The 23,910-nt window shown below is 69.9% G+C and carries 25 protein-coding genes; 3 read left to right on the forward strand and 22 right to left on the reverse strand.

The window, feature by feature from the left end; translation table 11 throughout:
• Positions 1 to 46: 46 nt before the first annotated feature.
• The 4 genes from treY to OVA15_RS07615 all read right to left on the reverse strand — a co-directional run bounded on the left by treY (position 47) and on the right by OVA15_RS07615 (position 7,125).
• Entirely contained in the window at positions 47 to 2,518 is a 2,472-nt protein-coding gene (treY, locus tag OVA15_RS07600) for a malto-oligosyltrehalose synthase (protein WP_268144145.1), read from the reverse strand.
• Between the two features lie 124 nt (positions 2,519 to 2,642).
• The gene (gene glgX / locus OVA15_RS07605) at positions 2,643 to 4,838 is read right to left on the reverse strand and encodes a glycogen debranching protein GlgX (RefSeq protein WP_024289946.1); all 2,196 of its coding nucleotides are present in this window, start codon (positions 4,836 to 4,838) and stop codon (positions 2,643 to 2,645) included.
• Between the two features lie 161 nt (positions 4,839 to 4,999).
• Positions 5,000 to 6,712 carry an NAD(P)H-hydrate epimerase gene (locus OVA15_RS07610; RefSeq protein ID WP_268144148.1) on the reverse strand — a complete coding sequence of 571 codons (1,713 nt, stop codon included), beginning with the start codon at positions 6,710 to 6,712 and terminating at the stop codon, positions 5,000 to 5,002.
• Positions 6,712 to 7,125, reverse strand: a complete 414-nt coding sequence (locus OVA15_RS07615; RefSeq protein WP_268144150.1) for a holo-ACP synthase — start codon at positions 7,123 to 7,125, stop codon at positions 6,712 to 6,714. Before OVA15_RS07615 ends, OVA15_RS07610 begins: the two co-directional genes overlap by 1 nt.
• Before the next feature lie 104 nt (positions 7,126 to 7,229).
• Between OVA15_RS07615 and coaA the strand changes: the two genes are divergently transcribed.
• From coaA to mscL, 3 genes are all read left to right on the forward strand, one after another.
• Positions 7,230 to 8,186: a type I pantothenate kinase gene (gene coaA, locus OVA15_RS07620; protein ID WP_053448314.1), complete on the forward strand. Its 957-nt coding sequence runs from the start codon at positions 7,230 to 7,232 to the stop codon at positions 8,184 to 8,186.
• Positions 8,187 to 8,231: 45 nt separating this feature from the next.
• On the forward strand, positions 8,232 to 8,984 hold the full coding sequence (locus tag OVA15_RS07625) for a M15 family metallopeptidase (RefSeq protein WP_268144153.1): 753 nt from the start codon (positions 8,232 to 8,234) through the stop codon (positions 8,982 to 8,984).
• Between the two features lie 120 nt (positions 8,985 to 9,104).
• Positions 9,105 to 9,545, forward strand: coding sequence for a large conductance mechanosensitive channel protein MscL (gene mscL, locus OVA15_RS07630; RefSeq protein WP_051452684.1), 441 nt, complete (start codon positions 9,105 to 9,107; stop codon positions 9,543 to 9,545).
• Between the two features lie 229 nt (positions 9,546 to 9,774).
• Here the strand turns inward: mscL and glmM are convergent, their stop codons facing one another.
• From glmM to rplR, 18 genes are all read right to left on the reverse strand, one after another.
• Positions 9,775 to 11,127 carry a phosphoglucosamine mutase gene (glmM, locus tag OVA15_RS07635; RefSeq protein WP_053447815.1) on the reverse strand — a complete coding sequence of 451 codons (1,353 nt, stop codon included), beginning with the start codon at positions 11,125 to 11,127 and terminating at the stop codon, positions 9,775 to 9,777.
• Between the two features lie 253 nt (positions 11,128 to 11,380).
• Positions 11,381 to 11,887: a 30S ribosomal protein S9 gene (gene rpsI, locus OVA15_RS07640; RefSeq protein ID WP_024289940.1), complete on the reverse strand. Its 507-nt coding sequence runs from the start codon at positions 11,885 to 11,887 to the stop codon at positions 11,381 to 11,383.
• Between the two features lie 38 nt (positions 11,888 to 11,925).
• The gene (gene rplM, locus OVA15_RS07645; RefSeq protein ID WP_006213478.1) at positions 11,926 to 12,369 is read right to left on the reverse strand and encodes a 50S ribosomal protein L13; all 444 of its coding nucleotides are present in this window, start codon (positions 12,367 to 12,369) and stop codon (positions 11,926 to 11,928) included.
• Between the two features lie 246 nt (positions 12,370 to 12,615).
• Positions 12,616 to 13,539, reverse strand: a complete 924-nt coding sequence (truA, locus tag OVA15_RS07650) for a tRNA pseudouridine(38-40) synthase TruA (RefSeq protein ID WP_268144157.1) — start codon at positions 13,537 to 13,539, stop codon at positions 12,616 to 12,618.
• Between the two features lie 233 nt (positions 13,540 to 13,772).
• The gene (rplQ, locus tag OVA15_RS07655; protein ID WP_006213480.1) at positions 13,773 to 14,546 is read right to left on the reverse strand and encodes a 50S ribosomal protein L17, sunset domain variant; all 774 of its coding nucleotides are present in this window, start codon (positions 14,544 to 14,546) and stop codon (positions 13,773 to 13,775) included.
• 85 nt (positions 14,547 to 14,631) lie between these two features.
• A complete protein-coding gene (locus OVA15_RS07660; RefSeq protein ID WP_006213481.1) occupies positions 14,632 to 15,633 on the reverse strand; it encodes a DNA-directed RNA polymerase subunit alpha in 1,002 nt (333 codons plus the stop codon).
• A gap of 151 nt (positions 15,634 to 15,784) precedes the next feature.
• Positions 15,785 to 16,189 carry a 30S ribosomal protein S11 gene (gene rpsK / locus OVA15_RS07665; protein ID WP_006213482.1) on the reverse strand — a complete coding sequence of 135 codons (405 nt, stop codon included), beginning with the start codon at positions 16,187 to 16,189 and terminating at the stop codon, positions 15,785 to 15,787.
• Positions 16,190 to 16,267: 78 nt separating this feature from the next.
• Positions 16,268 to 16,636: a 30S ribosomal protein S13 gene (gene rpsM, locus OVA15_RS07670; RefSeq protein WP_006213483.1), complete on the reverse strand. Its 369-nt coding sequence runs from the start codon at positions 16,634 to 16,636 to the stop codon at positions 16,268 to 16,270.
• 182 nt (positions 16,637 to 16,818) lie between these two features.
• The gene (gene rpmJ / locus OVA15_RS07675; protein ID WP_006213484.1) at positions 16,819 to 16,932 is read right to left on the reverse strand and encodes a 50S ribosomal protein L36; all 114 of its coding nucleotides are present in this window, start codon (positions 16,930 to 16,932) and stop codon (positions 16,819 to 16,821) included.
• Between the two features lie 61 nt (positions 16,933 to 16,993).
• Entirely contained in the window at positions 16,994 to 17,215 is a 222-nt protein-coding gene (gene infA, locus OVA15_RS07680) for a translation initiation factor IF-1 (protein WP_006213485.1), read from the reverse strand.
• Positions 17,216 to 17,490: 275 nt separating this feature from the next.
• Positions 17,491 to 18,651 carry a 23S rRNA (adenine(2503)-C(2))-methyltransferase RlmN gene (gene rlmN, locus OVA15_RS07685; RefSeq protein WP_268145657.1) on the reverse strand — a complete coding sequence of 387 codons (1,161 nt, stop codon included), beginning with the start codon at positions 18,649 to 18,651 and terminating at the stop codon, positions 17,491 to 17,493.
• Between the two features lie 237 nt (positions 18,652 to 18,888).
• Positions 18,889 to 19,719 carry a type I methionyl aminopeptidase gene (gene map / locus OVA15_RS07690; RefSeq protein ID WP_006213487.1) on the reverse strand — a complete coding sequence of 277 codons (831 nt, stop codon included), beginning with the start codon at positions 19,717 to 19,719 and terminating at the stop codon, positions 18,889 to 18,891.
• Positions 19,720 to 19,874: 155 nt separating this feature from the next.
• A complete protein-coding gene (locus OVA15_RS07695; RefSeq protein WP_268144162.1) occupies positions 19,875 to 20,438 on the reverse strand; it encodes an adenylate kinase in 564 nt (187 codons plus the stop codon).
• Between the two features lie 71 nt (positions 20,439 to 20,509).
• On the reverse strand, positions 20,510 to 21,820 hold the full coding sequence (gene secY / locus OVA15_RS07700) for a preprotein translocase subunit SecY (RefSeq protein WP_006213489.1): 1,311 nt from the start codon (positions 21,818 to 21,820) through the stop codon (positions 20,510 to 20,512).
• Positions 21,821 to 22,113: 293 nt separating this feature from the next.
• Positions 22,114 to 22,605, reverse strand: coding sequence for a 50S ribosomal protein L15 (gene rplO / locus OVA15_RS07705; protein ID WP_006213490.1), 492 nt, complete (start codon positions 22,603 to 22,605; stop codon positions 22,114 to 22,116).
• Between the two features lie 2 nt (positions 22,606 to 22,607).
• A complete protein-coding gene (gene rpmD / locus OVA15_RS07710) occupies positions 22,608 to 22,817 on the reverse strand; it encodes a 50S ribosomal protein L30 (RefSeq protein WP_024289934.1) in 210 nt (69 codons plus the stop codon).
• The gene (rpsE, locus tag OVA15_RS07715) at positions 22,817 to 23,539 is read right to left on the reverse strand and encodes a 30S ribosomal protein S5 (protein ID WP_006213492.1); all 723 of its coding nucleotides are present in this window, start codon (positions 23,537 to 23,539) and stop codon (positions 22,817 to 22,819) included. The genes rpmD and rpsE overlap by 1 nt, the downstream gene beginning before the upstream one ends.
• Entirely contained in the window at positions 23,536 to 23,910 is a 375-nt protein-coding gene (rplR, locus tag OVA15_RS07720; RefSeq protein WP_024289933.1) for a 50S ribosomal protein L18, read from the reverse strand. Before rplR ends, rpsE begins: the two co-directional genes overlap by 4 nt.

Raw genomic sequence — 23,910 nt, forward strand, 5'->3', positions numbered from 1 at the left:
TGCGCCCGCCTCGGAGAATGCTCGTTCGGTATGACGGTGGAACAGCTCAGTCGCGGACCAGCAGTGCGACAGGCAGCAGGTCGAGCACGTCCCCGACCCGCACGGTCCCGCTGAAGCTGCCGCCGGTGAGGGCATCCTTCCACAGCCCGTCGGGCAGCACCAGGCTTGTCTCGCCCCAACCGCCGGCAGCCTCCAGCCCCACGGGAAGCCGCGTCGCCAGGGTCAGCGCACCGCCGCGGTCGAAAGCGAACAGGTGTTCTGCCTGCTCGCCCTCCGCCTGCAGCGGTGCATAGTCCGAGAACAGCTCCGGGCGGTCGCGGCGCAGACGCAGCGCCCGCGAGGTCACCAGCAGCTTGGCATCGCCGGTCTCGTCCACCGCGGGCACGGAATGCTCGCGCGCCACCGAGGGATCGTCGCGGCGCTCGTCGAGGGCGGCCAGTCGCTGCGCGATCTCGGCGTGGCCCACCGGTCGGCGGTTGTCCGGATCCACGAGCGCAGGAGCCCACTGCTCGGAGCCCTGGTAGACGTCCGGCACGCCGGGCACGGTGAGCTGGATCAGCTTCTGCGACAGCGCGTTCGACCAGCCCGGTGCCTGGACTCGACGCACGATGCCCTCCACCGTGCCGCGCACGGCCGGGTCCTCCAGCACCAGGTCGATCAGCCCGCTGAGATCTGCCTCGAAGGCCTCGTCGCCGTCGACCCATGCGGTCGCGGTCCCGGACTCGCGGGCGGCCTTCAGTGCGTAGTCCACGGCGCGCTCGCGGCTGATGGGCCAGGCCCCCACCATGGCCTGAAGCACCAGGTTCACCAGCGTGCGATCGGCCAGCGGACCGACGCCCCTGGCTTGGGCATCGCGCTCCACGGAGGCGAGCGCCACGGCCCACTTCTCCCCGATCTCGGCGAGCACGCTGATCCGCGCGCGCACCGACTCCGAGCGCTTGGTGTCGTGGGTGGACAGGGTCGTCATGGCCAGCGGCTCGTCGCGGTGACGACGCGCGAACTCGTCGTGGGCCTCCTGAGCGGACAGCGAGAACGACGACGGATCCCCGCCCACCTCGGTGAGCGAGGTGAGACGGGAGTAGCGGTAGAACGCACTGTCCTCCACGCCCTTGGCCATGACCATGCCGGAGGTCTGCTGGAAGCGCCGTGCCGCCGGAGTCAGCTCCGACTCGTCCTCGACCCCCAGCCCCAGGACCGGGCCCAGAGCGGTGAGCACCTCGGCCAGCTCCGGACGGGAGCCCTGCGAGGCCTCCAGCGCCTCGGCCAGGTGCTCCGAGCCCCACGGCAGGTAGGTGCGGTAGACGCCGAAGCAGCTGAGGACCTCGCTCAGGGCGTCCACCAGGGTCTCGTGCGAGACGCCCTCCAGGGCGGGCTCGACGGAGGCCTCGCGGGCCAGGCGCTCGACCTCGGCATGCAGGGACCCGTCCGTCACGGCCCGCTTGGTCCCGTGGATCATCCGCTCCCAGTCGCCCTCCTGAGCCTGCTCGGCGCTCGAGCCGGCGCGCAGGGAGGCGTCCAGAGCGGTCAGCGGGTACTCCCCGTCCGGGTCCACGAGCAGCCGGTCGATCACACCCAGGGCGTCGTAGCCCGTGGTGCCGGCCGTCAGGCCCTGCTCCAGCCATTCGCGCGGCAGCAGCTCCCCGGGCTCCAGGATCTTCTCGATCAGGGTGTAGCGCCCGCCGGTGAGCTCGGCCAGCCAGCCGAGGTACTGCGCGGGATCGCGCACCCCGTCCGGGTGATCGATGCGCAGCCCGTCCACCAGGCCCTCGTCGATCCAGCGACGGACCTCCACGTGCGAGTCCTCGAAGACCTGGCGGTCCTCGACCCTGATCCCCGCCAGGGTGGCGATCGTGAAGAAGCGGCGGTAGTTCAGGGCAGCATCCCCGCGGCGCCAGTTGACCAGCTGGTAGTTCTGCCGCTCGTGGATCATCCGGGCAGGCTCCGTGGCCCGGCCGTCGTCATCGAACATCGCCGTGCCCTCGGCCACCGGGTAGACGTTGTCGAAGTAGGTCAGCACCGGCTGCCCGTCGCGCAGCTCGACCTCGAGCTGCTCCAGCGCCTGGTCGGCCCGACCCGGGCGCGGAGTGCCGTCCTCGTCGGCGTCGTCGCCGAGCACCGGGATCATCACCCGGTCGCCGAAGGACTCCCAGTCGACGTCGAAGGCCTGCGCGTGCTCGGAGCCGCGTCCGTCGCGCAGCAGCGACCACCACCACGGGTTCTCCGGCGGGGAGGCCACGCCCTGGTGGTTCGGCACGATGTCCACCAGCACGCCCAGGTCCAGCTCGTGCGCCGAGCGGCAGAAGCGGTCGAAAGCATCCCTGCCCCCGCGGGCCGGGTCGACCTCGGTGGGATCGGCCACGTCGTAGCCGTGGTCCGAGCCGCCCACGGAGCGCAGGACCGGCGAGAGGTAGACCCAGTCCGCGCCGAGCGCCTGCAGGCGCTCGAGCTGCTCGACTGCTGCGGTGAGGTCGAAGTCGGGGGTGATCTGGAGTCGGTAGGTCGAGGCGGGAATGCGCACGTGGTCTCCTCGTGTGCTGGTGCAGGAGCACCTCTCCTGCTGCGGATCCTGGGTGGGAGGGCCGGCCCCGATCGGTCGGGACTGGCCCCAGTCTCAGGCGAGCCGGGATCACCCGGCTCGCGGCTCACTCGTCCGGCTGGGCCTGGGACGCGTAGGCGGCGACGGAGGCCGCCACCGAGGTGTCCGGCTCGTCCTCGGGCTCATCCCACTGGCGCAGCACCACCATGGACTTGGGCTTGAGCACGAACTCCGTCGAGTGCGTGAGCACCGAGCCGTTGCCGTGCTCGCCGGCGGTGTCCAGCAGCTCCTCCCACGTAGATCCGTACTCGGCGGGCGGGAGGGTGCACGTGATGTCCTCCGGGGAGGAGTTGAACCACACCAGGAAGTCGACGTCGGTGATCTGGCGACCGCGGGCGTCCTTGCCTGTGATGCCATGGCCGTTGAGCCACATCCCGAGCGTGCGGGACAGGGGCTCGTCCCAGTCGGCCGGCGTCATGGCCGAGCCGTCGGTGCTGATCCAGGCGATGTCCGGCATGGGATCCTCGTCCGTGCGCTCGTCCATCTCGACCGGACGGCCGTCGAAGAACTGCGCGCGGCGGAACGTGGGGTGGTCCCGGCGCAGGTGGATCAGCGCGGAGGTGAACTCCACGAGCGGGGCGTCGGCGGCGTCCCAGTCGATCCAGGAGATCTCGTTGTCCTGGCAGTACGTGTTGTTGTTGCCGCCCTGGCTGCGTCCGAGCTCGTCGCCGTGCAGGAGCATGGGGGTGCCCTGGGAGAGCATCAGCGTGGCGATGAAGTTGCGCTGCTGCCGTGCGCGCAGCGACAGGACGTCGGCGTCGTCCGTGGGGCCTTCCACACCGCAGTTCCAGGAGCGGTTGTGCGACTCGCCGTCGTTGTTGTCCTCGCCGTTGGCCTCGTTGTGCTTCTCGTTGTAGGACACGAGGTCGCGCAGTGTAAAGCCGTCGTGGGCCGTGACGAAGTTGATCGAGGCGAACGGGCGGCGTCCGCTGTTCTCGTACAGGTCCGCCGAGCCCGTGATGCGGGAGGCGAACTCGCCCAGGGTCGAGGGCTCGCCGCGCCAGAAGTCCCGCACGGTGTCGCGGTACATGCCGTTCCACTCGGTCCACTGCGGCGGGAAGTTGCCCACCTGGTAGCCGCCGGGGCCGACGTCCCACGGCTCGGCGATCAGCTTGACCTGGGAGACGATCGGATCCTGCTGCACGAGCTCGAAGAAGGTCGAGAGCTTGTCGACGTCGTAGAACTCGCGAGCCAGGGTCGAGGCCAGATCGAAGCGGAAGCCGTCGACGTGCATATCGGTGACCCAGTAGCGCAGCGAGTCCATCATCAGCTGCAGCGCATGGGGGTGGCGCACGTTGAGCGAGTTACCGGTGCCCGTGTAGTCCATGTAGAACTTCGGGTTGTCCTCGACGGTGCGGTAGTAGGCGTTGTTGTCCACCCCGCGCATGGACAGCGTGGGCCCCAGGTGGTTGCCCTCCGCCGTGTGGTTGTAGACCACGTCCAGGATGACCTCGATGTTCGCCCGGTGCAGGGCGCGGACCATGGCCTTGAACTCCTGGACCTGCCCGCCGAGGGTCGAGGTCGAGCAGTAGTCGTGGTGCGGGGCGAAGAACGCGATGGTGTTGTAGCCCCAGTAGTTGCGCAGGCCCTTCTCCAGCAGCGTGGAGTCCTGCACGAACTCGTGCACCGGCATGAGCTCGATCGCGGTGATGCCGAGCTTCTTCAGATGCGAGATGGTCGCCGGGTGGGCCACGCCGGCATAGGTGCCGCGCTCGTTCTCCGGGATCTCGTCGAGCTGCTGCGTGAGCCCCTTGACGTGGGCCTCGTAGATCACGGACTTGTGGTATTCGCGCTTGGGCGGGCGGTCGCCCTGCCACTCGAAGAACGGGTTGATCACCACGCCCTTCATCATCAGCTCGGCCGAGTCCTCGTCGTTGAAGGAGTCCTCGTCACCGAACTCGTAGGAGAACAGCGGCTGGCCCCACTCGCGCACGAAGCCGTCCACGGCCTTGGCGTAGGGATCCAGCAGCAGCTTGGAGGGGTTGCATCGCAGGCCCTGCGACGGGTCCCACGGGCCGTGCACGCGGTAGCCGTAGCGCTGACCGGGCTCGACGTTGGGCAGGAAGCAGTGCCAGACATAGCCGTCGACGGCCTCGACCTCGATGCGCTCCTCGGTGCCCTGGTCGTCGAACAGGCACAGCTCGACCTTCTCGGCGACCTCGGAGAACAGAGCGAAGTTGGTGCCCGTTCCGTCGAAGGTCGCCCCGAGGGGGTAAGCGGTTCCGGGCCAGACTTCGGTCACGACGATGATCTCCTGAAGGTGTAGGGGTTCGGGATCCGCCGCCTGACCCTCGAGGGACGCAGACAGAAAGGACTCCCGGTGCGTCGGCGCACTGCACCGAGCCTAGCGCAGGTGCCGACATCAGGGCCGGACGGCCCCCGTCCGTTCGCGCTCGGCCCCCCTCAGCTGCCCAGATCCGCCCCGGATCCCGCGTCCCCGCGGGTCAGGGCCGCGCGGATGTCCTCGGGGCGGCAGGGCTGCGGGCCCTCTCCTCCCCGCCGCGAGGCGCGCCCCTGCAGCACCACGGCCAGCGCCGCCAGCAGCGACCAGCGCCCGTCGCCTGCGAGCCGGTCGCGCAGACCGCCCCGCAGATGCTCGGGCAGCGGGCTGTCGGCCAGCCACGGGCCCAGGGCGCGCTCGAGCCGCTGCGGCTGGGCGGAGTCGTGGGCCAGCAGCGTTCCGAGCATGCCGGCCAGGCAGTCCCCGGAGCCGGCGGTGGCCAGCCACGGGCTGCCGTCTCCGGCCGTCAGGACGCAGGATGCGCCGTCCCGGTCGTCGTCCGGGTCCGGCGCGCCCTCCGCGGTGCTCGGAGCCGCGACGGTCGTGGTGGCGCCCTTGAGCACGACGGTGGCCCCGGTCGCCCGGGCGGCCGTTCGCGCCCAGTGCACGGGGTCCGCCTCGATCTGCTCGCGCTCGGCAGCCGCGACGCCCTCCGGAAGCCGGTCCCAGGCCTCGCACCAGCGCAGCAGCTCGGCCAGCTCGCCTGCGTGCGGGGTGAGCACGATCCACGGCCGCAGCCGCGTGTCGGCCAGGCTGCGCCCGGCGATCTCCAGGGCTCCGGCATCGAGCACCGCAGGGATCCTGCGCTGCAGCGCTTCGGCCAGCGCCTGCTCGCAGCGCTGGTGCTGCGCCTCGTCGACGGCGCCCGGGCCCGCGATCCAGGCCTGCACATGCTCGTCGGCGGGGGCACTATCGGAGACCACGGCCTCGGGGCTCGTCAGGTTGACCATCCTGCGCGTGGACTCATCGCCCAGGTACCGGACCATGCCGGTCCCGGCGGCCAGCGCCGAGTGCACCGTCAGCAGAGCGGCCCCCGGGTACTCCTCGGACCCGGCCACGATCCCGACGACGCCGCGGGTGTACTTGTGGTCCGAGCCGACCGGGCGCGGCCACAGCGCCTCGAGATCGCGATCCTCGAGCCGCAGGACGTCCGGGGATCGCAGGTGCGCCTCGATGCCGATCGGCACGACCTCCACACGGCCGCACAGCCGATCGCCGGGGGCGGTGAGCTGGGCCGTCTTGGCCGCGCCGAAGGTCACGGTGGAGGCGGCGGGAAGCACAGGACCCTCGAGCGCCCCGCCGTCGGCGCTGAGCCCGGAGGGGACGTCGACGGCCACGACGACGGGCCCCTGCTCCCCTGTCTCCTGCGAGCGCTGGTCGAAGGATCGCGCGAGCTCGGCCATGGCACCGCGCAGCCCGCCGGAGGCCCCGGTGCCGAGCACCGCGTCGATCACCAGGTCCGCGCCGAGCAGCAGGTCCAGGGCCTGCTCCACGTGCTCGTCGTCCAGCGACCATGCGCTCACGACTCCGCCGGCCTGCCGCAGAGCGCGAGCGCCGTCCTCGTGCAGCGAGTCGGCCGTGGGGATCGCCGTCACCTCCACACCGGCGCGGCGCAGCGCAGCGGCCGCCCAGAGCCCGTCCCCGCCGTTGTTGCCTTTGCCCGCCAGGACCACGGCGCGGGATCCGGCGACCCGCCCCCGACGAGTGCGCAGGAGGCGCCGGCAGTGCAGCTGCAGGCCGTGCGCGGCCACCGCCATCAGCGCCGGGCCCCTGCCGTGCTCGAGCAGCGGCTGCTCGGCCGTGCGCACGGCCTCTCCCGAGAACCCCGGGCGCATCACAGCACCGCCTCGGCGTCGTCGGGGTCCGCCGAGCCGAACGATTCCGGATCCGCTGAGCCCGTCGATTCGGCGATCACGTAGGCCATGGCCAGGCCCCCGTCGTGGGACATGCTCAGGTGCCACCGGTCGATCCCCTGACGGGCCGCCTCCCGGGCCACCGTGCCCTCGGTGCACAGGATCGGGGCGCCCCATTCGGTCTTCTCGATCCAGCAGTGCTGCCAGATCATGCCGGGCGGCGCCTTCAGCGCCTTGGCCGCGGCCTCCTTGGCCGCGAAGCGCGCAGCCAGCGACTGCAGCGGCAGCACCCGCTCGCTGGGCACGAAAAGACGCTCGCGCAGCCTGGGCGTGCGCTCGAGCTGCCGCTCGAACCGCTGGATGTCCACCACGTCGATGCCGCTGCCGATGATCATGCGAGCCAGCCTAATCCCGGTGCGCTGCCCCCGATCCTTCGCAGGAGGTCATCACGGACCGCCTGGATCGGGGCGCGCCGCCTCGGCGGACTACGATGGCGCCGATGAGCACAGCCCCCGGAATCCACCGACTGTCGCCGTTCGTCGAGCTCGACCGGCTGACGTGGTCGCGCCTGTCCGATGAGATCGAGCTGCCGCTGGATGAGGCGGAGATCGAGAGCCTGCGCGGCCTGGGAGATCATCTGGACGCCGACGAGGTGCGCGAGGTCTACCTCCCCCTGTCCCGGCTGCTCACCCTCTACGACACCGCCGCCACCGCGCTGAACAACTCGACCAATCAGTTCCTGGGCCAGGAGCACGCGCGCACCCCGTTCGTCATCGCGATCGCGGGGTCAGTGGCCGCCGGCAAGTCCACCACCGCCCGCCTCCTGCGCGAGCTCATGGCCCGGTGGCCGTCCACGCCCAACGTCCAGCTCGTGACGACCGACGGCTTCCTGCACCCCAACGCCGAGCTCGAGCGCCGGGGCCTGATGCACCGCAAGGGCTTCCCGGAGTCCTACGACCGTCGGGCGCTGCTGCGGTTCGTGGCTGACATCAAGTCCGGGGCGCTGGAGGTCCGGGCGCCCAAGTACTCGCACGTCACCTACGACATCCTCCCGGACGAGGAGGTCGTGGTCACCGCCCCGGACGTCGTGATCATCGAGGGCCTCAATGTGCTGGCCCCCGCCAAGATCGGGCCCGATGACCGCGCGGCCCTGGCCCTGAGCGACTTCTTCGACGTCTCCATCTACGTCGACGCCCGGACCCAGGACATCGAGCGCTGGTACGTGGAGCGCTTCCAGCAGCTGCGACACGGCGCCTTCGCCGACCCGGACTCCTATTTCCACCGCTATGCGAGCCTCTCCGACGAGGAGGCCGAGGAGGTCGCCACCGACATCTGGCGCCGCATCAACGAGCCGAACCTGGTCCGCAACGTCCGGCCCACCCGCGGCCGAGCGCAGCTGATCCTCTCCAAGGACTCGGACCACTCGATCCGCCGCGTCCTGCTGCGCAAGAACTGACCCCCCGAACATCCGCACCGCACCCCCGAGCATCGGAGCCCGATCATGACCACCCCCCTCCCCCGCCGCCTGGCCGCCTCCGTCACCCTGCTGGGCCTTCTGGGCCTCTCGGCATGCGGATCCGAGCAGCCGCAGGAGGACTCCAGCAGCTCCGCCGCCGCGGACTCCGCCCAGAGCGGCGGCGCGGAGGCAGAGGCTGAATCCGGCGCGGCCGCCGTGTCCGACGCCGACGTCGACACCTCCACCTCGACCGATGTGGTCGTCAACAAGGCGCGCCCGCTGGATCCGGAGGACTACGCCCCGGAGCCGCTCGAGGACATCGAGGGCCAGCAGCTGCGCGAGGACGCAGCCGGAGCCGCCCAGCAGATGCTCTCGGACATGCGAGACGAGGGCATCACCGTGAGCATCACCTCGGCCTACCGCCCCTACGACGAGCAGGTCACCACCTATCAGCACTGGGTCGACGTCAACGGCCAGGAGACCGCCGACACCATCTCGGCCCGCCCCGGGCACTCGGAGCACCAGACGGGTCTGGTCATGGACATCGCCGACGGCTCCGGCTGCGACCTGCAGGAGTGCTTCGCCGACACGGCAGCGGCCCAGTGGGCCGCCGAGCACGCGCAGGACTACGGATTCGTGCTGCGCTACCCCCAGGACGGCGAGGACGTCACGGGCTACGCCTACGAGCCCTGGCACTTCCGCTACATCGGCGAGGAGCGCGCCCAGGAGTTCGCCGACTCCGGAGCTGCCACGCTCGAGAAGTTCTACGGAACGGGCCCCGCACCGGACTACTCCTGACGCCCCAGGTCACGACGGGGTCGCGCCCCGAGAGCAGTGTGACGGAAATCACCATCTGAGATCCGAGAAAAAGCTTCCCGGCAATAGGTTGACACGTCCTTCACCGCTACTGTTGCCCTCATGCTTCAGGGTTTCAAGGAATTCATCATGAAGGGCAACGTCATCGACCTTGCCGTCGCCGTCATCGTGGGCGGCGCGTTCGCCCCCGTCATCTCCACGCTCGTGGACTCGGTCATCATGCCGCTGATCTCGGGCCTGATCGGGTTCCCCAACTTCGATCAGTTCCTGGCCATCCAGGTCAACGGCACCGAGAACTACGTCCGCCTGGGCGCGTGGCTCACCGTCATCATCAACTTCCTCATCATCGCCGCGGCCCTCTACTTCGTGGTCGTCATGCCGATGAACAAGATGATCGAGCGCCGCAACCTGCGCCTCGGCATCAACCCGGACGAGGAGGAGGTCGACCCGCAGGTCGCCCTGCTCACCGAGATCCGGGACGCGCTCGTCCCGGGCGCCGGCCAGGCCGAGAGCGTCTCGCCCAAGGACACGCCGTCCGTCTGAGCCCCACAGGCTCCACCGCCCCCATTCACCTCATGATCTGAGAGCACAGCGCCGGGCGGCGCTGGGAGAGAGAAGAAGGCCCCTGCCGCGACTCGCGGCAGGGGCCTTCTTCTGCGCTCGGAGCCGCTGATCAGAAGCAGGAGGAGCCCCGACGGGCGATGCCGTCGGGGCTCCTCCTCATCCTGCGTCGCCGCTTCAGTCGAGCAGGCAGCGGGTCTCAGCCGGGGCTTCAGCCCAGGGCGAGCCGCTGCCGCACGACCTCGGCCAGCGCGGCGGCCTCCTCGTCGGCCTGCTCCTGCGTGGCGGCCTCGACCATCACGCGCACCACGGGCTCGGTTCCGGAGGGACGCAGCAGCACACGGCCGGTCTCCCCCAGTCGCTTCTCCGACTCCGCCACGGCCTCCGCCACGCCCTCGTCGGTCGAGGCGGCGGAGCGGTCCACGCCCTTCACGTTCAGCAGACGCTGCGGCAGGCGGGTCATGACCGTGCCCAGCTCGGACAGCGGCAGGCCGGTCCCCGCCACCTGAGAGGCCAGCATGAGGCCGGTGAGCAGGCCGTCGCCGGTCGTGGCCCAGTCCGCCATGATCACGTGACCGGACTGCTCGCCGCCCAGGTTGAAGCCGTGCTCGACCATGGCCTCGAGGACGTAGCGGTCCCCGACCTTGGTCTCGACGATCCGGATGCCGCGCTCCTGCAGGGCGAGCTTGAGCCCCAGGTTGGACATCACCGTCACCACCAGGGTGTCGTCCTTCAGGCGCCCGGCCTGGTGCATGGCCACCGCCAGGATGCCCATGATCTGGTCGCCGTCGATCTCCTGCCCCTGGGCGTCCACGGCCAGGCAGCGATCTGCGTCGCCGTCATGGGCGATGCCGAGATCCGCCCCGTGGGCCACCACGGCCTCCTTCAGCGGCCCCAGGTGGGTCGAGCCCACGCCGTCGTTGATGTTGAGGCCGTCGGGCTGGGCGCCGATCACGACCAGCTCGGCCCCGGCATCGCGGAACGCGTCCGGAGACGGACCGGAGGCGGCGCCGTGGGCGCAGTCCAGAACGATCTTCAGCCCCTCGAGGCGGTGCGGGATGGCCGCGACCAGGTGCATCACGTAGCGGTCCTCGGCGTCGGTGAGGGTGCGGATGCGTCCCACCCCGGCGCCGGTGGGCCGACGGAAGTCCTTGGCGTCGTAGACGGCCTGGATCCGGTCCTCCACGGCGTCCGGCAGCTTCTTGCCGCCGGCGGCCAGGAACTTGATCCCGTTGTCCGGGGCCGGGTTGTGCGAGGCGGAGATCATCACGCCGAAGTCCGCCTCGGTGTCGCCCACCAGGTAGGCCAGCGCCGGGGTCGGCACGGTGCCGGCGTCCTCGACGTCGACGCCTGAGGCCGCGAGCCCGGCGGCTACGGCCGCACCCAGGAACTCGCCCGAGGCCCGGCCGTCCCGGGCGAGCACAGCCCTGGGACGGCGGCCATCAGCCGCATGGTCGTGGCCCAGCACGATGGCCGCTGCCTGAGAGAGGTCCAGCGCCATGTCTGCCGTGAGCAGCTCATTGGCCAGACCGCGTACGCCGTCGGTTCCGAAGATTCGTGTCATCGATCCAACATCCTAGGCCCGTGGGCCGCGCTGACGCATTCCATCCACCACATGCGGGGTCGTGGCTCGGCCGGACTCTGGGCCCGGGTCTCGCCGCCGACGAGTCGCAGCGGCACGGACAGCCGCCGAGGAGTCCCGTCGCACGCGCCCTGTCGACGCGACAGCGCCCCGCCGCTGACGGACGATGTCCGTGTGCGACGAGGCGCTGGGGCAGGCAGTCCCGATCAGGCGGGAGCTGCGCAGAGGCGCTGGATCAGCGCTTGGAGTACTGCGGGGCCTTGCGGGCCTTCTTGAGGCCTGCCTTCTTGGACTCGATGACGCGGGCGTCACGGGTCAGGAAGCCCGCCTTCTTGAGGGTCGAGCGGTTGTGCTCCGCGTCGATCTCGTTGAGCGCGCGGGCGACGCCCAGGCGCATGGCACCGGCCTGGCCGGAGGGGCCGCCGCCGTGCACCAGCGCGATGACGTCGTAGGCGCCCTGCAGGTCCAGCAGCGTGAAGGGGTCGTTGACCTCCTGCTGGTGCAGCTTGTTGGGGAAGTACTCCTCCAGCGTGCGGCCGTTGATCTTCCACTGGCCGGAGCCGGGGATCAGGCGGACGCGAGCGACAGCCTCCTTGCGGCGGCCGGTGCCCTGGCCGGGGACGGTCAGCGCCGGACGCTCGGTGGCGACGGCGGACTCGGCGGCTGCGCCGGTGGACTCGGAGGTGTAGGAGGTCAGCTCCTCACCGTCCTGCGCGAACTGCTCATCAGTATTCTGAGCCACGATGTTCTCCTTGTGTCAGTCGTTCTCGTAGGCCCGGATTACTGGGCGACCTGGTTGAACTCGAAGGTCTTGGGCTTGTTCGCACCGTGCGGGTGCTCCGGGCCGGCGTAGACCTTGAGCTTGGACAGCTGCTGAGCCGCCAGCTTGTTCTTGGGGAGCATGCCCTTGATGGCCTTCTCGACCGCACGCTCGGGACTCTTGGCGAGCAGCTCGGCGTAGGTGGTCGCGGTGAGGCCGCCGGGGTGGTTCGAGTGGCGGTACGCGATCTTCTTCTGCAGCTTGTCGCCGGTGAGGGCGACCTTGTCCGCATTGACGACGATCACGAAATCGCCGGTGTCGACGTGAGGGGCGTAGGTGGCCTTGTGCTTACCGCGCAGCAGGACTGCCGCGTGGCTGGCCAGACGGCCCAGGACGACGTCGGTCGCGTCGATGACGTACCAGTCACGCTGGACGTCACCGGGCTTCGGGGTATACGTGCGCACGTTGATCTGCCTTCGTTCGATGAAGAGTGGCCCTGAGTTGGGGTCAGGGGCCGGATTCCGTGTGCCTCCGGGGCTCGGGTGAGGGCCGAGCAGCATCCGGGTCCCCAGAACCTCAGCGCACCAGATCGCCCTGTGCCCTGCAACTGGACGGCGGATCCGGGTACACGTGAACCGAGGCGGGACACGCACAACAGCAGGCCACCCTACCCGAAGCGGCCGCCCGTTTCCACCGGGGCCGGCCGCGGCTCAGGCCCCTTCCCGACGCGCTCGCGTGAGCCGGGCTCGCTGCGCCAGCTGCGAGTCCTCCGGATACACGACCTCCTCCAGGACGAGCCCCTGGGGAGGCGCCAGCAGCGTCTCGGAGGACCGGGACCGCTCCTCCAGCCTGTCCCGCAGCCAGGAGGCGGGCCGCTCGCCCTTGCCCACCCGGACCATCGACCCGACGATCGAGCGGACCATCGAGTGGCAGAAGGCATCGGCGCGCAGCTCGACCTCGAGCAGACCGCTGTCGGTGCGCCGCAGGGAGATCCCCTGCAGGTCCCGGATGGTGGTCGCCCCCGTCCGGGGGCGGCAGAAGCTCAGGAAGTCGTGCAGCCCCGGAAGCGGCTCGACGGCCTCCCGCATGGCGGTCTCGTCCAGCCGATGATCGAGGGCCCAGGTGGACTTCCGGGTCAGCGGGTCGTGGCCGGCCGCTCCGTCGTCGATCCGGTACACGTAGCGCCGCGCGACCGCCGAGAATCGGGCGTCGAAGCCCTCGGGGGCGGGCCTGGCTCGTCGCACGACGATCGCCCCCGGGATCTCCGGAAGCCCCCGTCGGCGCCTGTCGGAGCCCAGGATCCGGCTCAGGCCTCCGGCCAGGCGCCGCTCCAGTCCGTCCGGTCGCGGACCCTCCCGACCGCTGAGCACCCGCATCGCCTGCTCGCCGGTGAGATCGGCATGGGCGACCTGCCCGCGGGCGTGCACACCGGCATCGGTGCGTCCTGCCACCACGAGCCGGGCCGGAGCGCGAACGACCAGCTCCAGGGCAGCCTCCAGGCTGCCCTGGACCGTCTCCAGCCCGGGCTGCACAGCCCAGCCCGCGAACGGCGTGCCGTCGTAGGCCAGGTCCAGGCGGAAGCGCACCGCCTCGGCGGCGCCCGCCCCTGCTGGGCTCTGCCTCTGCGTGCTCATCGCCTCGCCTCCCTCATCCGTCGTCGATCGGTTGCCGCGCTCCTGGGCGGTTCACTGGGGCGGATCCTTCAGCCCCGGCAAGTGTCCTGTGCGCGATCGCTGCCCGACCAGCGCACGGCCCGGCTGCTGCCGCCGTCGGCCCTGCGGAAACGCGAAAGCCGCCGTGCGGATGCGCAGGCATCCGCACGGCGGCCGTCGTCGGCCCGAGACCCGAGAGCCTCAGAGCCCGAAGATCACTCGCCGTCGATCTTCTGGGCGGCTGCGCCGCCTGCCGGGGCGAACCCGGCGGCCTCGGCGTTGGCCTTGGTGTCGAACCAGACCTCGGCTCGGGTGGAGGCGTACCAGCGCGAGCCGGGCACGTGGAACTTCATGGAGTCCTTGTTGCCCTTGATGGTGAAGCCCTCGGGGGCCTCGCCGGACTCGAGCGGCTTGGCGGAGCCGGCGAACTCGTCGGCCTCGATGTCGCCTGAGGCCTGGGCCTCGGCATCCGCGGCGGCGGCGCTGACGCCGCCCTCCTCGGCCAGCGGGGTCGAGGGGTCGGACACGACGTCCTCGGCAGCAGCCGGCTCAGCGGCAGCGGCCGGCTCGGCGGCCGGAGCCGCAGTGCGCGTGGCCGCCTCGGCCTCGGCGACGGTCGCCTTGGTGGCCACGGGCTCCATGACGAGCTCGATGACCGCCATGGGCGCGTTGTCGCCCTTGCGGTTGCCGATCTTGGTGATGCGGGTGTAGCCGCCCGGACGGTCCTCCATCGCCGAGGCGATGGTGGTGAACAGCTCGTGCACGACGGACTTGTCGGACAGCTGGCCCAGGACCTTGCGGCGGGCGTTGAGATCGCCCTTCTTGGCGGCGGTGATCAGGTTCTCGGCGTACGGGCGCACGCGACGAGCACGGGTCACCGTGGTGGTGACGCGCTTGTGCTCGAAGAGCTGCTGCGACAGGTTGCGCAGGATCAGGCGCTGGTGCGCCGGGCTGCCGCCGAGACGGGGTCCCTTGGTAGGTGCAGGCATGGTGATTGGTCTCCTGGAAGTGACTCAGCCGTTGCCGTCCGGCGCTCGGGGCGCGCGGCGGTCCGGATGAGGAGAGGCGGAAGGATTACTGAACGTCGAACGGGTTCTCGTCGTCGATGGCCGCGGGCCGCGCGGCCGCCTCGAACCCGGGAGGCGAGTCCTTGAGGGCCAGACCCAGCTCCTGGAGCTTGGCCTTGACCTCGTCGATGGACTTCGCGCCGAAGTTGCGGATGTCCATGAGGTCCGCCTCGGAGCGGGTCACGAGCTCGCCCACGCTGTGGATCCCCTCGCGCTTGAGGCAGTTGTAGGAGCGCACCGTCAGCTCGAGATCCTCGATCGGCAGCGCCATGTCGGCGGACATGGCGGCGTCGGTCGGGGACGGGCCGATCTCGATGCCCTCCGCCTCGATGTTGAGCTCGCGAGCCAGGCCGAACAGCTCCACCAGCGTGGTGCCGGCCGAGGCCATGGCATCGCGCGGGGAGATGGACTCCTTGGTCTCCACGTCCAGGACCAGGCGGTCGAAGTCCGTGCGCTGCTCGACACGGGTGGCCTCCACGCGGAAGGTCACCTTGAGCACCGGCGAGTAGATCGAGTCGACCGGGATGCGGCCGATCTCGGCATCCGCCAGCTTGTTCTGAGCGGCGGTGACGTAGCCGCGGCCGCGCTCGATGGTCAGCTCGAGGTTCAGGCTGGCCTTCGAGTTCAGCGTGGCGATCGGCAGACCCGGGTTGTGGATCTCGACCCCGGCCGGCACCTGGATGTCAGCGGCAGTGACCTCGGCGGGCCCCTGCTTGTTCAGGTACGCGGTGACGGGCTCGTCCTCCTCGGAGGACACGGCCAGCTTCTTGACGTTCAGGATGAGCTCGGTGACATCCTCCTTCACGCCCTCGATGGTCGAGAACTCGTGGAGGACGCCGTCCATGCGCACGCTGGTGACAGCGGCACCGGGGATCGACGAGAGCAGGGTGCGGCGAAGCGAGTTGCCGAGGGTGTAGCCGAAGCCGGGCTCCAGCGGCTCGATGGTGAACCGGGAGCGGTTGTCGGCCACGACCTCTTCGGAAAGGGCAGGACGCTGTGCAATGAGCACTGATGTTTCCTTTCGGCGTGCCTCCGCTATATGACGCACGCAGGTGGTGGAGCACTCTCTGGACGCTGCCGTCGGAATCGGACCCGACGGCAGCGGAGGGCACGGCCGGCGCGAGGGGCGAGGCCCCGTCGCGGCTCAGCCGTGCCGGTGATCAGACGCGGCGGCGCTTCGGGGGGCGGCAGCCGTTGTGAGCGCTCGGGGTGACGTCCTGGATCGAGCCGACCTCGATGCCGGTGGCCTGCAGGGAGCGGATCGCGGTCTCGCGGCCGGATCCCGGGCCCTTCACGAAGACGTCGACCTTGCGGACGCCGTGCTCCTGCGCGCGCTTGGCAGCGGCCTCGGCGGCCATCTGAGCGGCGTACGGGGTCGACTTGCGGGAGCCGTTGAAGCCCATCTCGCCGGCCGAGGACCAGGAGAGGACCGCACCCGACGGGTCGGTGATGGTGACGATGGTGTTGTTGAACGTCGACTTGATGTGGGCCTGGCCCTGGGTGACGTTCTTCTTGTCCTTGCGACGCGGCTTGCGAGCGGCGGTCGCACGAGTCTTAGGGGGCATTTCTACTCCTGCTGCGTGGTGGTCTTCTGTGCATTCGGCGCGACGAGCGGCCGCACCGGTTCAGATCAGGTGAGCGCGTTACTTCTTCTTGCCGGCGACGGTGCGCTTGGGGCCCTTGCGGGTGCGAGCGTTCGTCTTGGTGCGCTGACCGTGCACAGGCAGACCGCGACGGTGGCGGATGCCCTGGTAGCTGCCGATCTCGACCTTGCGGCGGATGTCGGCGGCGACCTCGCGGCGGAGGTCGCCCTCGACCTTGAAGCTGCCCTCGATGAAGTCGCGCAGTGCGACCAGCTGGGAGTCGGTCAGGTCCTTGACCCGGACATCGGAGGGGATCTCGGTGGCCGCGAGGGCCTCCTTGGCGCGGGTCGGCCCGACGCCGTAGATGTACGTGAGTGCGATCACCACGCGCTTGTCGCGCGGAAGATCGACGCCTGCGAGACGTGCCATATCGGCTGTTCTCCTCGGTTCGTTCCGGAGGTCTGGAGCATCGCTGTCCATCGGTGGGCATGAGCCCTGTTCCGTGGTCCCCGGCCTCCGTGCCCGGGGGTGCCCGCCTGGATCTCTCCGGTCGGGAGCGGTGCCTCTGTCATCCACCGCTGGTGCGGCGGATATCTCGCCTCAGGGCTGATTCAGCCCTGACGCTGCTTGTGGCGCGGGTTCTCGCAGATCACCATGACTCGTCCGTTGCGGCGAATCACCTTGCACTTCTCGCAGATCTGCTTCACGCTCGGCTGGACCTTCATCGCATTCCTTCGCGTTTGCTGGACGAATCGGCGCCGCCGGCAGGACCGACGACTCTCCGACTCACTTGTAGCGGTAGACGATCCGACCCCGTGAGAGGTCGTAGGGGCTCAGCTCCACCACCACACGGTCCTCCGGGAGGATCCTGATGTAGTGCTGGCGCATCTTTCCGGAGATGTGGGCCAGGACGATGTGGCCGTTGTCGAGCTCAACCCGGAACATTGCGTTCGGGAGCGCTTCGACCACGCCGCCTTCGATCTCGATGACTCCGTCTTTCTTAGCCATGTACTCCGCTCACTTCAGTGCCCGCTCCCGAAGGAGACGGGCGGGGTTCGGCTCTCTGTCTGCAGATCTCTGCTGCTTCCGGTCCCGCGCACGACAGCCGACGCCCGGGGGCGAGACAGGTGCGGGGCGATGTCCGGGCACGCAGAGGGATACGCAGACAACCAGCAGAAGACATTACGCTACTGCGGCCCTGTGGACAAGATGGTCCGGGGCCTCCTTCGGCCTCAGGAAGGGTGATCTCGATCCCTCCGGGCGGTCGCCCAGTGCTGCTCGGCTCAGCTCGCGGCGGCCAGCTGCCCGCAGGCGCCGTCGATGTCCGAGCCGCGGGTGTCGCGAACGGTCGTGGGGATGCCGTGGGCACGCAGGCGCTCGACGAAGTTCTGCTCCACGCCCCGGCGCGAGGCCGTCCACTTGGAGCCCGGGGTGGGGTTCAGCGGGATCGGGTTGACGTGGACCCAGCCTGCTCCGCGGGCGTTGAGCTTCTCCCCCAGCAGGTCGGCGCGCCAGCCCTGGTCGTTCATGTCCCGGATCAGGGCGTACTCGATGGACACACGCCGTCCGGTGGCATCGAAGTACTCACGGGCCGCGTCCAGCGCCTCGTCGACCTTCCACCGGTTGTTGATCGGGATGAGCTCGTCGCGCAGCTCGTCGTCGGGGGCGTGCAGGGACAGGGCGAGGGTGATCGGCAGGCCCTCGCGGGTGAACTTGCGCATGCCCGGCACGAGCCCGACGGTCGACATGGTCAGCCCGCGCGCCGAGATGCCCAGGCCCTCCGGCGCCGGGTCGATCAGGCGGTGGACCGCCTGCATGGTCGACCTGTAGTTGGCCAGGGCCTCCCCCATCCCCATGAAGACGATGTTCGAGACACGCTGCGGATCCTGCTCGCGGCGCCCGACCTCGCCGTCGCGGGTCATGCGGATGCCCTCGACCACCTGGCCCACGATCTCTGCTGCCGAGAGGTTGCGGGTCAGCCCCGCCTGCCCCGTCGCGCAGAACGGGCAGTTCATGCCGCAGCCGGCCTGGGATGAGATGCACATGGTCACGCGGTTCGGATACCGCATGAGCACCGACTCCACGAGGGCTCCGTCGAAGAGCCGGTGCACGCGCTTGACGGTGTCTCCGCCGTCGGCCCTGAGCGTGCGCACGGTGCTGAGCAGCTCGGGCATGGTGTCGTGCACCAGCTGCTCGCGCCCGTCCTTGGGCAGATCGGTCATATCCGCCGGATCGGAGGCGAAGCGCTCGAAGTAGTGGCGCGAGAGCTGCTCGGCGCGGAAGGGCTTGTGCCCCATCTCCTTGAGCATCTCCCGGCGTCCTGCCATGTCCGTGTCGGCGAGATGGCGCGGAGGCTTGCCGCGACGGGCGGCCTGGAACACGAGCTGGCCCGGCACCGGGCGCGGGGTGTCCGCGGTGCCGGCATCCGGGTCGGTCTGCTCCATGTCCACCGGCGGCTGGGCGGTCTCAACCTCCGAGATCTCGGTCTCGGCGTCATCTCCCAGGATCTGCGCCTCGTCGAGCTCCTCGACGGGGGCGATCGGCGTCTCGGGCCGACCCACGGTCGGATCCGGCAGCGGCTGGTTGGTCTGGCTCACGATGTCTCCAGGCCCCGGTGGGGCGGTGTCGGTTCTGCGGCGCGTCCCGATCAGGGTCGCTCATGAGGGGAGGGCTGTGTCTTCTCAGCTGCCGGGGATCGGCACAGGCGTGACGCCCAGGGGCTCGAGCTCGGAGGCACCGCCGTCCTCGGCGGTCAGCACCCACAGCCCGCCGCGGTGGATCGCCACGGAGTGCTCCCACTGGCTGGCGCGGCCGCCGTCGTCGGTGACCACGGTCCAGTCATCGGACAGGGTCGAGGTAGCGATGCCTCCGGTGACGAGCATGGGCTCGATGGCCAGGCACATGCCCGGCTTGAGCGCCGGCGAGCCGCCCGAGGCGCGGTAGTTGAGCACGTCCGGGGCCATGTGCATCTGCGAGCCGATGCCGTGGCCCACGTAGTCCTCCAGGATCCCCAGGCGCTGGCCCACGCGCTCGCGCACGTGGTCCTCGATCGCCGCGCCGATGTCGCCGACACGGGTTCCGGTGGCCGCCGCGGCGATGCCGCGCCACATGGCCTCGCGGGTCACGTCCGAGAGCAGCTGGTCCTCCTCCGACGGGTTGCCGAGGATCACGGTGCGGGCGGAGTCGCCGTTCCAGCCGTCGACGATCGCGCCGCCGTCGATCGAGAGGATGTCCCCCGTCTCCAGGACGCGCTCGCCCGGGATGCCGTGGACGACCTCCTCGTTGACGGACACGCAGACCGTCGCCGGGTAGCCGAAGTAGCCCAGGAAGTTGGACGTGGCCCCGTTGGCGGCCAGCACCTCGCGGAAGGCGGCGTCGACGTCTGCCGTCGTGGCCCCCGGGCGTGCGGCGGCCACCGCGGCGTCGAGCGCGCGGGAGGTCACCACGCCGGCACGGACCATGCCGCGCAGCTGCTCATCGGTCTTGTACTCGATCTTGCGGCGGCCGAACATGCCGCCCCCTCTCTTCTCGGGCAGTGCGCAGGGCCGGTGCTCGCGGCACCGGCCCTGCGCTGTCGTGCGACCCCGCTGGGGCCATGGTGGTCTCCGCCGCGCCGCGCACCCGTGGGTGCATCATGCTCTCGGAGGCTGCACCGTCCGGCGGCGGATCAGGCCAGGGCCTGAGCGATCCGCTCGGTGACCTCGTCGATCGTGCCGAGGCCGTCGACCTCGGTGACCAAGCCGCGGTCGGCGTAGAGGCTGATCACCGGGGCGGTCTCGCGGTCGTAGACGTCCAGTCGGTGCCGGATGACGTCCTCGGTGTCATCCGTGCGGCCCTGCTCCTGGGCGCGGTTGAGCAGTCTCGCGACCAGCTCGTCCCGATCCGCGGTCAGCTGCAGGACGACATCCAGCTGGGTGCCGGACTCCTGCAGGATGCGGTCGAGCTCCTCCGCCTGGGCGGTGTTGCGCGGGTAGCCGTCGAGCAGGAAGCCCTCGGCGGAGTCGTCCCACGACAGCCGATCGCGCACCATGCGGTTGGTCACGGAGTCCGGGACCAGGTTGCCGGCATCGGTGTAGGACTGGGCCTCCTTGCCGAGCTCGGTGCCGCCGCGGATGTTCTCCCGGAAGATGTCCCCGGTCGAGATGGCCGGGATCCCCAGGCGCTCGGCGATGCGCACCGCCTGGGTGCCCTTGCCCGCACCGGGCGGGCCGATGATCAGCATGCGAGTCATGTGCTTCTCCTGATCTGGAGCGGATGGTGGATGGCTGCGCCGGGCCCGCTCTGCACGCCGACGTCAGCGCTTCAGCGCAGCAGGCCCTCGTAGTGGCGCTGCTGGAGCTGAGCGTCGATCTGCTTCACAGTATCCAGGCCCACGCCCACCATGATGAGCAGCGACGGACCGCCGAACGGGAAGTTCTGGTTGGCATCGAAGAGCACCAGGGCCACCAGCGGGATCATCGAGATCACGCCGAGGTACAGCGCGCCGGGCAGCGTGATGCGGCTGATGACGTACTGCAGGTACTTCTCCGTGGGGCGCCCGGCGCGGATGCCCGGGATGAAGCCGCCGTAGCGCTTCATGTTCCCGGCGACCTCCTCCGGGTTGAAGGTGATCGAGACGTAGAAGTACGTGAAGAACACGATCAGCAGGAAATACGTGACCATGTAGACCGGGTGGTCGCCGGAGGCCAGGTAGGTGTTGATCCAGTTGATCCACCCCGGCATGGGCGAGCCGTCCGTGGGCGCCGCGAACTGGGTCACGAGCCCGGGCAGCATCAGCATGGACGAGGCGAAGATGATCGGGATGACGCCGGCCATGTTGACCTTGAGCGGGATGTACGTGGTCGAGCCGCCGATCGTGCGGCGGCCGATCATCCGCTTGGCGTACTGCACCGGCACGCGGCGCTGCGACTGCTCCACGAAGACCACGCAGATGATCACCACGAGGCCCACCAGGCAGACGAGCCCGAAGACCAGCGCGCCCTGCGTGTTGAAGATCTGGCCCAGGGCCGACGGGAACGACGCCGCGATCGAGGTGAAGATCAGCAACGACATCCCGTTGCCCACGCCGTGCTCCGTGATCCGCTCGCCGAGCCACATGATCACGGTCGTGCCGGCGGTCAGCGCGATGATGATGATCGCGATGGTCAGCACCGAGTCGTTCGGGATGATCGGCAGCGGGCAGTCGCCCAGCAGCTGGCCCGACCGGGCCAGGGAGACGATCGTGGTCGCGTTCAGCAGCGCCAGCCCGATGGTGAGGTAGCGCGTGTACTGCGTGAGCTTGGCCTGGCCCTGCGGACCCTCCTCATGCAGCTCCTGGAAGCGCGGGATGACCACTCGCAGGAGCTGGACGATGATGCTCGCCGTGATGTAGGGCATCACGCCCAGGGCGAAGATGGACACCTGCAACAGGGCTCCGCCGCTGAAGAGGTTGACCAGGTCGTAGACGCCGCCGCTGGCATTGCCCAGGGCCAGGCACTGCTGGACGTTGCCGTAGTCCACACCGGGAGCCGGGACAAAGGTGCCCAGGCGGTAGATCACGATGATCCCGATGGTGAACAGCAGCTTGTTCCGCAGCTCGGGAGTCTTGAACGCCCGTCCGAAAGCGCTGAGCAATCGACTCTCCTCTGGTCGTGGGGGCAGACCGTCGGCCGGTCTTCCGTCATCCGGCGAACGCCCTGGGACGGGCGGGGGTCGGCATGGGGCTGTGATGGCCCGTGCAATTCTAACCATCGTGTCCAGCATCAGCGCATCGGGCCCGGGAGCGCCTCCTCACAGCCGAAGGCGGCCCTCCGCCTGCGCAGACGGCAGAAGGGCCCGTCCCCCGTGCGGGAGACAGGCCCTTCTGGTCGCGATCCGGTGGCGGACTCGGGGCGGATCCTCGGGGATCGCCTAGCCCGCCGCCAGGATCACAGAGCGGTGGTCGAACCGCCCGCGGCGGAGATCTTCTCAGCGGCCGACTTGGAGAACTTGTGCGCCGTGACGTTCACGGCCACAGAGATCTCGCCGTCGCCCAGCACCTTGACCGGCTGGTTCTTGCGAACCGCGCCCTTGGCCACGAGCTGGTCGACGTCCACCGTGCCGCCCTGGGGGAACAGCTCCCCCAGGCGGTCCAGGTTCACGACCTGGTACTCGACGCGGAACGGGTTGGTGAAGCCGCGCAGCTTCGGCAGGCGCATGTGCAGCGCGAGCTGCCCGCCTGCGAAGCCCGGACGCACCTGGTAGCGGGCCTTGGTGCCCTTGGTGCCGCGGCCTGCGGTCTTGCCCTTCGACGCCTCACCGCGGCCCACGCGCTGGCGGGCCTTCTTGGCGCCCGGAGCCGGACGCAGGTGATGGATCTTCAGGGCGCTCGAGGTCGTGCCGTCCACGGACACGACGCTGTCGGTGTTCTGCTCAGCCATGATCAGGCCTCCTCAACCTGCACGAGGTGGGCGGCGGTGTTGACCATGCCGACCGTCACCTCATCCGCCTTGCGGACGACCACGTTGCCGGGGCGCTTGAGGCCCAGAGAACGCAGGGTGTCGCGCATGTTCTGCTTCTGGCCGACCACGGAACGGGTCTGGGTGATCCGGATGTCCCGGCCGTCAGCCTTGATTCGCTTCGGAGTGGTCATCACGCACCTGCCTTCTGCTGGATGCCGCGCAGGGGCGCCGGGATGGCGTCCTCCATCGACAGGCCGCGACGAGCAGCCACAGCAGCGGGCTCCTCGAGCATGCGCAGCGCCTCGATGGTCGCGTGCACGATGTTGATCTGGTTCGACGAGCCCAGCGACTTCGACAGGACGTCGTGGATGCCGGCGCACTCGAGCACGGCGCGCACCGGACCGCCGGCGATCACGCCGGTACCCGGAGTGGCCGGACGCAGCATGACGACGCCTGCGGCGGCCTCGCCCTGCACGCGGTGCGGGATGGTGCGGTCCTCGATGCGCGGGACGCGGAAGAAGTTCTTCTTCGCCTCCTCGACGCCCTTCTGGATCGCCGCGGGGACCTCCTTGGCCTTGCCGTAGCCGACGCCGACCATGCCCTCGCCATCGCCCACCACGACGAGTGCGGTGAAGCTGAAGCGACGGCCGCCCTTGACGACCTTGGACACGCGGTTGATGGTCACGACGCGCTCGAGGAACTTGTCCTTCTCCTCGTCGCGACCTCCGCGGCCGCCACGGCCGCCGCGGCCGCCGCGGTCGTTGCCACCGCGTCCGCCACGATCGTTGCGACCGCCGCGGTCATTGCCGCCGCGCCCGCCGCGATCGCCGCCGCTACCCTGGTTGGACTGCTCTGCACCGGTGGACTCGGTCTGAGTCTCGGTGGTGGTGTTCTCGGTGTTCTGCTCGCTCACAGTGCCAGACCTCCCTCACGGGCGCCGTCAGCGACGGCTGCCACACGACCGTGGTACTTGTTGCCCCCGCGGTCGAACACGACGGCCTCGATGCCGGCTGCCTTCGCGCGCTCGGCGACGAGCTCGCCCACGCGCTTGGCCTTCTCCGACTTGTCCGACTCCGCGGCGCGGAGCTCGGCTTCCATGGTGGATGCGGACGCGAGCGTCACACCGGCCTTGTCGTCGATGACCTGGACGAACATGTGCCGGCTGGAGCGGTTCACGACCAGGCGCGGACGCTCGGCGGTTCCCGAGACGTGCTTGCGGACGCGAAGGTGACGGCGGTTGCGCGCCGCGGACTTCGACTTGCCCCTCTTCAACTTGAGAGCCAT

Origin of the sequence: Kocuria sp. SL71 (assembly GCF_026672465.1) — a bacterium.
In the GTDB taxonomy this organism is placed as follows: domain Bacteria; phylum Actinomycetota; class Actinomycetes; order Actinomycetales; family Micrococcaceae; genus Kocuria; species Kocuria palustris.